At 38.8% G+C, this 7,983-nt stretch carries 7 protein-coding genes; 4 read left to right on the top strand and 3 right to left on the bottom strand.

Annotation, left to right across the window (positions count from 1 at the left end; all coding sequences use genetic code 11):
- Positions 1-340 precede the first annotated feature (340 nt).
- From CHB68_RS17155 to CHB68_RS17140, 4 genes are read left to right on the top strand one after another with little or no spacing between them, the layout of a single operon-like run.
- On the top strand, positions 341-898 hold the full coding sequence (locus CHB68_RS17155) for an RNA polymerase sigma factor (RefSeq protein ID WP_089262930.1): 558 nt from the start codon (positions 341-343) through the stop codon (positions 896-898).
- Complete coding sequence (locus tag CHB68_RS17150) at positions 895-1,458, top strand: hypothetical protein (protein WP_089262928.1); 564 nt, start codon at positions 895-897, stop codon at positions 1,456-1,458. Before CHB68_RS17155 ends, CHB68_RS17150 begins: the two co-directional genes overlap by 4 nt.
- Positions 1,439-2,530, top strand: a complete 1,092-nt coding sequence (locus CHB68_RS17145; protein WP_089262944.1) for a hypothetical protein — start codon at positions 1,439-1,441, stop codon at positions 2,528-2,530. Before CHB68_RS17150 ends, CHB68_RS17145 begins: the two co-directional genes overlap by 20 nt.
- Positions 2,531-2,553: 23 nt before the next feature.
- On the top strand, positions 2,554-3,279 hold the full coding sequence (locus CHB68_RS17140) for a head GIN domain-containing protein (RefSeq protein WP_089262942.1): 726 nt from the start codon (positions 2,554-2,556) through the stop codon (positions 3,277-3,279).
- A 43-nt stretch (positions 3,280-3,322) separates the two neighbouring features.
- Here CHB68_RS17140 and CHB68_RS17135 read toward each other — a convergent pair whose 3' ends face one another.
- The 3 genes from CHB68_RS17135 to CHB68_RS17125 all read right to left on the bottom strand — a co-directional run bounded on the left by CHB68_RS17135 (position 3,323) and on the right by CHB68_RS17125 (position 7,967).
- Positions 3,323-4,654: an MFS transporter gene (locus CHB68_RS17135; RefSeq protein WP_089262926.1), complete on the bottom strand. Its 1,332-nt coding sequence runs from the start codon at positions 4,652-4,654 to the stop codon at positions 3,323-3,325.
- Positions 4,655-4,717: 63 nt separating this feature from the next.
- Complete coding sequence (locus CHB68_RS17130) at positions 4,718-5,527, bottom strand: M48 family metallopeptidase (RefSeq protein WP_089262924.1); 810 nt, start codon at positions 5,525-5,527, stop codon at positions 4,718-4,720.
- A 37-nt stretch (positions 5,528-5,564) separates the two neighbouring features.
- On the bottom strand, positions 5,565-7,967 hold the full coding sequence (locus CHB68_RS17125; protein ID WP_089262922.1) for a glycoside hydrolase family 31 protein: 2,403 nt from the start codon (positions 7,965-7,967) through the stop codon (positions 5,565-5,567).
- Positions 7,968-7,983 lie beyond the last annotated feature (16 nt).

Below are 7,983 nucleotides of genomic sequence, written 5' to 3'. Positions count from 1 at the left end.
TGCCATCGGGAAGATTCGCGGCCGCAACTGGTACAATGCCCATATTAAGAACCGGGCTCCATTCTCCTTCAGTTGAGGGTGTTTGGGCAAATGTTTTGTAAAAGTGAAAAAAAACAATGAAAACAAATAATAAAAATTTTTTCCCCATGACTTATATGTTATTATACTGATTTATAATTGTTTGAGGGGAGTTCAAATGTATTTCAATACTTCCATAACTGGCTGATTTTATTATAATATATCGACAAAAACCTTTTTTATTCGATAAAATACATGGGTATATTTTCTCAAACTGTAACAAAGTGTAAATTGTTCCATCATTACATAAACCAATCACTTTTTGAGCCAACAAAGAGAACATATTGATGAGCTATTGCTGTCATGCATGGCCGGTAAACAAAGTGCACAGCTAGAAGTGTACAACAAGTATTACAGGGCCATGTACAACACAGCACTAAGAATTGTTAAGGATACTGCCCAAGCAGAGGATATTATGCAAGAATCGTTTTTAAGCGCATTTACTAAACTGCATACTTTTAAAGGGGAGGTTACTTTTGGATCTTGGTTAAAACGTATTGTGATCAACAATAGCATCTATCAGTATAGAAAGCAGCAAAAAAACAAGGAAGTTGCATTGGATGAAGTAATGTACAAGGTCGAAGATCATGACGGAATTGACCCCACTCATGTGTTTACTGAACTAAAGGCTCAAAAAGTGATGGAAACCATGAAAGATTTAAAGGAAAATTACAGAGTGTCTTTGACCTTACATTTAATTGAAGGGTATGATTATGAAGAAATGAGTGAGATCATGAATATAAGTTATGCCAATTGCAGAACCATGGTCTCAAGGGCAAAAGATAGCTTAAGAAAAAAATTAATAGTAGAAAGCCGATGAAAAATGATAACATAGACGATCTGTTCAAGAAGTTGCAAGGCAATTTGGATACTGAAGAACCTAAAGATGGGCACCAGCTGCGCTTTTTGGAAAAATTGAATGCGGTCAATGGTAATAAGACCATAACGACCAAAAAGAATAGTTCTTGGTTAACCTGGGCCTCCATGGCCGCGGCAATAGCCCTTTTAGTGACCGTAGGAATATTCCAAGTTGGAAACTACAACACCAAAGAGGAACAAGTTGCACAAATTTCACCAGAAGTTTCCAAAACGCAATTTTATTTTGCAAATCTTATAGAGGAGCAAGTAAAAGAATTGAATTCAGAGAAATCTCCTGAAACAGAAAAGATTATAAACGATACCATGTTGCAATTGCAAAAATTACAACAAGATTACACCAAAATGGAACAGGACCTCCTTAATGGTGGTAACAGCAAATTGATCCTAAGTGCCATGATCACCAATTTTCAAACAAGAATTGAACTGTTAAAAGAAGTAATGTCCCAAATAGAAAATATTAAATCAATAAAAAATACACATGATGCAAACTATACTATTTAAATATTCATGCTTATTCTTTTTAGCATGCACCACCATATTATCTGCCCACGATACAGATTTTGACGGTAAGCATACCAAGGAAAAGACCATAAAAAAAGAATTTAACGTAAATGCAGATGCACTGCTGAAAGTTAGCAATTCTTATGGTAATCTAAACATAACCTCCTGGAGCGAAAACCGTGTTGTTATTGAAGTCCATATCAAGACCAATGGCAATAACGAGGAAAAGGTTCAAAAAAAACTTGATGACATTTCCGTTGAGTTTGATGCCAGCAAATCAATGGTGTCCGCAAAAACCATTTTCAACAAAAATAATAGCGGATGGGGATGGAGCTGGGGCAATAACAATAATGTCAACATGCAGATCAACTATACCATTAAAGTACCCATTAAGAACAATGTAGATCTTAGTAACGACTACGGTAATATTATCTTGGACAGAATTGATGGCCATGCCAAAATATCCTGTGATTACGGGCGTATGGAATTGGGGGAATTAAGGGGGCGAAATAATTACTTGAATTTTGATTACACCTCTAAATCTACAATAGGTTATATAAATAGTGGCGAAATAAGGGCAGACTATTCTGGTTTTACCATTGATAAAGCAGGAGATCTAAAAGTAAATGCAGATTATACGAACGCAAGCATCGGTATTATGAAAAACCTGGAATATGTAAGTGATTATGGTAATATGGATGTAGAAGAACTCAATTCCATTGATGGCAATGGCGACTATATTACCGTTAAGTTGGGAATAGTGCATGGTAACGTATCCATTGTTTCGGATTACGGCAGCGTAAGAATAGAAGAGCTAGCCAAGGATGCAGGAAACGTAAGAATACAGTCTGATTATACAGGAATTAAAATAGGATATAATAATCAATATCACTTTGATTTTGACATCACTGCCAGTTATGCCGGTGTAAGCGGTAAAGATGATTTAACGGTCAATGTAAGTACAGAAAAATCCTCCAATAAACATTATGAAGGTTTCTATGGTTCCAGAGGCAGTGGAAACACCATCACAATTAACAGTGATTACGGAGGCATAAGCTTTATTAAAAAATAACTAATCGATTAAAAATGAACATTATGAACAAATTTTTTACTTTAATTTTTATGGGGTTTCTTTCTTTATCCTGTGTTGGACAGTGGGGAAAAACCATTAAGGGTAACGGGAACAATGTTACCATTGAAAGAACTACAGGTGATTATGATGGTGTGGCGGTTTCCGGATGGTTTGACGTTGAGCTGGTATCAGGTAATGAAGGAAAACTTATCCTTAAAGGAGAAGAAAACCTATTGGAATATATCATTACCGAAGTTAAGAACGGTAAGCTTGTTATTAAGACTGAAAAGGGAGTCAACCTTAAGACCAGTAATTGGAAATCTGGTATTTATATTACCGTACCTGTGGAATCCATAAATTCAGTAGCTATGTCCGGCTCAGGTGATATCGTAGGTAAAACCACCCTCAGCGCCGATAATTTCAGTACCGCAATGTCCGGATCGGGAGATATAACATTAGACCTAGACACCAACAGCTTAACGGCAACCATGTCCGGGTCTGGCGACATGTCCTTAAGCGGCAAAACAACAGATTTTGAAGCCACCATATCAGGTAGTGGGGATATTGAAGCCTACAGTCTAGACGCGGACCATGTAAATGCAACAGTATCTGGATCGGCGGATATTCAGGTCACGGCAAAAAAATCCATTAAGGCTAGAGTTTCCGGTTCCGGAGATATAACCTATAGAGGAAATCCTGAAAAAATAGATACCAAAACTTCGGGTTCCGGGGATATCTCAAAAGGTTAACAGCATAATCAAAATAGCGGACAATCACGATCAAAAGGCCTCCTTAAAGAGGCCTTTTCACTTCTTTAACCCTAACCAATAAAAACATCCCCACTAAGAAAAAGACGCCCAAAAATATAATAGAGCTTCTCATACTGCCAGTCCTTTGGGCAATTGCTCCATATATAAATGTGCCTATTATAATTCCTATTTTTTCCGCCACATCATAAAAACTAAAGAAAGATGTAGTATCCGTAGTGCTAGGTAAAAATTTGGAATAGGTAGATCTAGATAATGCCTGTATGCCCCCCATGACCAAGCCAACACACCCGGCCGCTATATAAAAATCCGTAGGCGTTATCACAAAATAGGCATAGATACAAATACAGACCCAGAGGGCATTTATAACGATCAGGGTCCTAATATTTCCATATTGTTCCGAAGCTTTTGCCGTAAGTGTTGCTCCCACTATGGCCACTAGCTGTATTACCAAAATACTAATGATCAATCCGGTAGTTCGTTCCGTGTCCGTACCCCAAGCAATTTCTTCTTCCCCAAAATAAGTAGCTATGAGCATAACGGTCTGCACCGCCATACTATAGACAAAAAATGCGCCTAGATATCTCTTTAGCCTAACCTGCTCCCCAAGTTCTTTCCAAACCTGCTTTAGCTCCTTAAAACCATTTAACACCACATTGGTTCTTTCACCTTCCTTCTTATATCCTTGAGGCAGAAAATAAAAACTATATTGAGCGAACAACACCCACCAAATACCTACGGTAACAAAGGAATATTTCATTGCCTTTATTTCCGCAGCTCCGGATTCATCTGTTGTAATACCGAACAAATCCGGGCGCATTACCATGGCCAAATTGAACATTAACAATAGTACGCTACCAATATATCCTAAAGTAAACCCTTTAGCACTTATGGCATCTTGTTGTTTTGGAAAAGCCACATCGGGCAGGTAAGAATTATTAATGGCAAAACTTACCCAAAAGCCCACCAAACCAAAAAAATAACACAACAGGCCAAAATAAATATGTTCCAAAGAAAACCAATAAAGGCCAACGCAAGAGAGGCCGCCCAAATAGCAGAAAAATTTCATGAACACCTTTTTATTTCCTAAATAATCCGCTATACCGGAGACCAAAGGTGTTATAATGGCAATACAAACAAAGGCCAAGGAGGTTGTATAACTTATTAATGGCGCCCTGGCAATCTCTCCGCCAAATACTGTTACTTTTTCAATACCGGCAACTCTAAACAACGCCCCGTAAAATATGGGGAATACCGCCGAGGATATCACCAAACTATATACAGAATTTGCCCAGTCATAAAAGGCCCATGCGTTCAACAATTTTTTACTTCCCTTTAAAACCAGCGTCTTTGTCATATATAAAAATAAAGCCGTTCATTGCTGAACGGCTTCAATATACAATAATCAGTTAAGTTTTTTTTACCTAAATGTAGTCACTCCAAATTTTGCTGCTTCTTCCTTGGCCAATGGTGCCCAAGCGGTAAGGTTATTAATCCTTGTATCGTTAGATGGGTGTGTACTCATAAATTCCGGTGGAGCTTGACCACCGCTATTTGCCTTCATACGCTTCCAAAGTTCTGCAGCTTCATAAGGGTCATAACCTGCAATGGCCATAATCTGTAAGCCGATCCTATCGGCCTCTGTTTCATGACTTCTGCTAAAAGGCAACATTACTCCTACCTGGGAACCAATACCATAGGCCTGATTAAATAAATTTCTTTTTTGCTCATCCTGTATGGCTATATTTCCGGCAACCGCACCTACCTGCTGCAAGGTTCCCGCACTCATGCGTTGTGCACCGTGGTCTGCCAAGGCATGGGCTACTTCATGGCCCATAACCACTGCAACACCCGTCTCTGTCTGGGTTATAGGTAAAATACCGGTATAGAACACAATCTTACCTCCAGGCATACACCACGCATTTACCGTTTCGTCGTTTACCAAATTATATTCCCACTTATAATCCTTTAAATATCCAGGATACCCATTTGCAGTCAACCAACGCTCTGCAGCAGCGGAAATTCTTTGTCCAACCTTGGTTATCATTTGTGCCTCGGTAGTACCTGTTACCACTTTATTCTCAGTAAGAAATTGATCATATTGCGCAAATGCAGATGGGAAAATCTGACTATTGGGGTAAAAATTTAACGTCTTTTGGCCGGTAAACGGATTTACCTTACATGCCGAAACCCCTAGAAATACGGCAAGTATTAATACTATTTTTTTCATTTTCAAAATTTATGGTTAATGTTATCAAAATACAAAGTTATATATTTCCTGTAATGTGCAATAGGGTAAAGTTTTTGTCTATTCGTAAAACATGGTCATTTTCCAATAATAAATTTTCCAGCACTATTTCCTCATTATCTACCATTACAGTTTTTATCTTGAAAGGCAAACCATAAAAATTTAGCCTAATGGTCTGATAGTCCGTTTCAAAATCGCCGTCTTTAAAGAGTTGCACCGTTAAGGAATTTTCTTTTCCCGTTAACTTAAAATTGCTCAACGCATACCTACCCTTTTTGTAATCATAACCGTTGGCGGCATCTTCATAAACTTCTGAAGTTTCCGTTCCTTCTTTATAATAAACATCCAACAACAACTCATCTATCTTCTTTTCCCCTACATATTGTTGAATGGGATATTTTGGTATGATGGCACCTGCCTTTACAAAAACCGGTATTTTATCCAACTCTGCAATTACCCACTTTTCCTTACCGCCCTCTACACGTTCTTGGGTCCAAAAATCATACCAAATTCCTCTTGGTATATACAGTCTTCGGCCCTGTGCATTAGGTTCTTGTATTGGACAGACCAATATTTTTTCGCCAAATATAAATTCATCCGTTCTAAAATGGGTCTGGCTATCCTCTTGATCAAAGAACACCAAAGATTGTATCATTGGTAAATTTTCCTTTGAATATTTATAGAACATGGTATACAAATAAGGTAAAAGCTGGTACCGTATTTCAATAAATTTCCTTACTACATCCGTGATCTCAGTCCCAAAGGACCATGGTTCCTGATCGCCGTGATCTCCACTGGAATGTACCCTGCAAAATGGATGAAAAATTCCCAATTGTATCCATCTAGCAAAAAGTTCACCATCTGGCTGTTCAGCAAAACCACCAATATCCGAACCAACAAAGGAATAACCACTTAAACACATGCGTTGTATTTGCACATTGGCTATCCATAAATGCTCCCAAGTGGCCACATTATCACCGGTCCAAGTAGATGAATAGCGCTGTGTACCGGCAAATGCAGCCCTGGTTATCACAAACGGCCGTAAAGGATACACATATTTTTTGACCCCTTCATATGTGGCCCTTACCATTTGCATTCCATATACGTTGTGGGCCTTTCTATGGGTACATGGATAGCCATCATAATTGTGTCTGGTATCCAAAGGGGCCGTTTTGGACGGTACTTCCATAACGGCGGGTTCGTTCATATCGTTCCAAACGGCATGTACCCCTAGCTCCGTCATGAATTCCTTGTACAGTTCTGCCCACCACTCCCTTACTTCAGGATTGGTGAAATCAGGAAAATTACATTCTCCCGGCCACACCTTACCGTGCATTAACGGTCCATCTCCACGTTTGCAGAAATAATCATTTTCCAAGGCTTCATTATAAACCCAATAATCACGATCTACCTTTATACCGGGATCGATCATGACCACCGTCTTAAATCCATCTTCCTCTAGCTCTGCGATTATTCGTTTTGGGTCCGGAAAATGATTTTTATCCCAGGTAAAACATTTGAACCCTTCCATATAATCAATATCCAGGTAAATGGCGTCACATGGTATTCGCAGTTGCCTGAACTGTTCCGCTATTTCCTTTACATTGCTTTCCGGATAATAGCTCCATTTAGATTGGTGAAACCCTAGGGCCCACAAGGGCGGTAGCTCTGGCGTACCGGTAAGACTAGAGTATGAACTGACCACTTTGGACATTTCAGGACCAAAAATAAAGTAGTAATTCATTTCGCCACCATCAGCCCAAAAACTTGTTACATTTCTGCGCTCGTGAGAAAAATCAAAACTTGTCTTAAAACTGTTGTCAAAAAATATTCCGTATGCGTTACCTTTTGTAAGACCAATAAAAAAGGGTATGGCCTTATAAAGCGGATCTTGCTCCTTTGCATAGGCAAACTGATCCGTAACCCAATTTTCTACTTTTTTACCCTTTAGGTTGCTATGCATGGCCTTATCTCCCATTCCATAAAAGCTTTCTCCAGTTTGGGTAATCTTGCTCATTTTTACGGTATTGCCCCCGTATTCATAGTTTTCCTCCCAATGAAAACCTAATTCATCTTCATTAATAATGGTGCCGTTTAGGTCAGATATCTGTACCCTAAGGGTCATCTTATCGACCAACACGCTCAGCCTAGCGGTGGTGATGATATATTCCGTATTGTTCTCTACCACCTCTAACTTACTGTAACCCATAGTGCCTTCTGGGTCTATGGCATAGGAAAAATCAGGTTCAAAAATATGGTTTACCGCATATCTAAACCTAAATACACTACCTCTAAGAATGGTAATTTGTAGCACTACACCGTTAGCCGTAGTAAAATATAGTTTATCAGTGTCCTGGGTAAACTCGACTATATGATTGGGATAAAGGTTGCCTTTATATTCAAGCTCGGTATTTGTTATCATGAAATGGTATTAAAAA

Origin of the sequence: Maribacter sedimenticola, from assembly GCF_900188415.1 — a bacterium.
GTDB lineage: Bacteria > Bacteroidota > Bacteroidia > Flavobacteriales > Flavobacteriaceae > Maribacter > Maribacter sedimenticola.
Note: the sequence above shows the minus strand (reverse complement) of the source record. Positions and strands in the feature narration are given on the sequence as shown.

Bases quoted from the DNA above. Each gene is read 5' to 3' on its own strand.
- CHB68_RS17150 (WP_089262928.1), top strand. From the start codon at position 895: ATGAAAAATGATAACATAGACGATCTGTTCAAGAAGTTGCAAGGCAAT.
- CHB68_RS17145 (WP_089262944.1), top strand. From the start codon at position 1,439: ATGCAAACTATACTATTTAAATATTCATGCTTATTCTTTTTAGCATGC.
- CHB68_RS17140 (WP_089262942.1), top strand. From the start codon at position 2,554: ATGAACAAATTTTTTACTTTAATTTTTATGGGGTTTCTTTCTTTATCC.
- CHB68_RS17135 (WP_089262926.1), bottom strand. From the start codon at position 4,654: ATGACAAAGACGCTGGTTTTAAAGGGAAGTAAAAAATTGTTGAACGCA.
- CHB68_RS17130 (WP_089262924.1), bottom strand. From the start codon at position 5,527: ATGAAAAAAATAGTATTAATACTTGCCGTATTTCTAGGGGTTTCGGCA.
- CHB68_RS17125 (WP_089262922.1), bottom strand. From the start codon at position 7,967: ATGATAACAAATACCGAGCTTGAATATAAAGGCAACCTTTATCCCAAT.